This is a genomic window from Thioclava indica, assembly GCF_000714545.1.
Classification (GTDB): Bacteria; Pseudomonadota; Alphaproteobacteria; order Rhodobacterales; family Rhodobacteraceae; genus Thioclava; species Thioclava indica.
On sequence record NZ_AUNB01000091.1, the window covers coordinates 1 to 1,369 of the forward strand.

Sequence of the window (1,369 nt, forward strand, 5' to 3'; positions counted from 1 at the left end):
CTGGCGGGGTATCTCTCGGCGCTGGCGGTGGATCACACCAAAGAGGGCGAGGCCCCGATCGCTGCGCGCCCCGAGGATCATCGATTTGACGATCCGGCGTGGCGGAAATGGCCCTACGCCGCCTATGCCCAGTCCTTCCTTGCGACCGAGCAGCTCTGGGATGAATTGACCAAAGGGATCGCAGGCGTTTCAAGCCATCATCTTGATGTGGTGAATTTCGGGGTCCGGCAGTGGCTTGATATGATCTCCCCGTCCAATTTCCTGCCCACAAACCCCGAGGTCATTGAACGCACCCGCGAGACCGGCGGTCAGAACCTGATCACAGGTGCGCAGCATTTCTTTGCGGATTTGATGCGCGAAACCGAAGGCAAACCGCCCGAAGGGGCCGAGCATTTCCGCCCCGGCCATGAGGTCGCCGTGACGCCCGGACAGGTGGTCTATCGCAACGAATTGATCGAGCTGATCCAATACACGCCGAGCACCGAAAAAGTGCATCCCGAGCCGATCCTGATCGTGCCCGCCTGGATCATGAAATACTACATTCTTGATCTGAGCCCGAAGAATTCGATGGTGCGCTATCTGGTCGAACAGGGCCACACGGTCTTTATGATCTCGTGGATAAACCCCGACGAAGAAGAGCGCGATTTCAGCCTTCAGACCTATGTGGAAAAAGGCGTTCTGGCTGCGCTGGATGCGGTGCAGGCCATCGTGCCGGGGCCCAAGGTGCATGCCGTGGGCTATTGCATCGGAGGCACGCTTTTGTCGCTCGCGGCGGCGCTGCTGGGCAAGACCGGGCAGGATCGTTTGGCAACGTTGACGCTGTTTGCCGCGCAGATGGATTTTACCGAGGCGGGCGAGATCCTGTTGTTTGTCGATGACAGTCAGGTCGCCTTTCTCAAGGACATGATGGCCGAGCGCGGCTATCTGGATGCGGGCGAAATGGCGGGCGCATTCGAGATGCTGCGCGCGAACGATCTGATCTGGTCGCGCGTCGTGCATGATTATCTGATGGGCGAGCGCCGCCCGATCAACGATCTGATGGCGTGGAATGCCGATGCCACCCGGATGCCCTATCAGATGCACTCGCAATATCTGCAAAAGCTGTTTCTCGATAATGACTTCTCGCAAGGCCGGTTTGAGCTGGGCGATGTTACTGTCGCGCCGCCCGATATCACCACGCCGATCTTTGCCGTCGGGGCCGAGCGCGATCACGTGGCGCCTTGGCACTCGGTCTACAAAGCCACGCTGTTGAGCGATGTTGATGTCACCTTCCTGCTGACCAGCGGCGGGCATAATGCCGGGATCATCAGCGAACCCGGTCACCCGCATCGCCATTACCGCATCGGCGATCACCGCGCCAATTCCAGCT

Annotated in this window: 1 protein-coding gene; it reads left to right on the forward strand. The window is 59.5% G+C overall.

The window, feature by feature from the left end; translation table 11 throughout:
- A partial coding sequence (locus tag DT23_RS17635; protein WP_051697409.1) for a PHA/PHB synthase family protein occupies nt 1-1,369 on the forward strand: 1,369 nt, incomplete at both ends.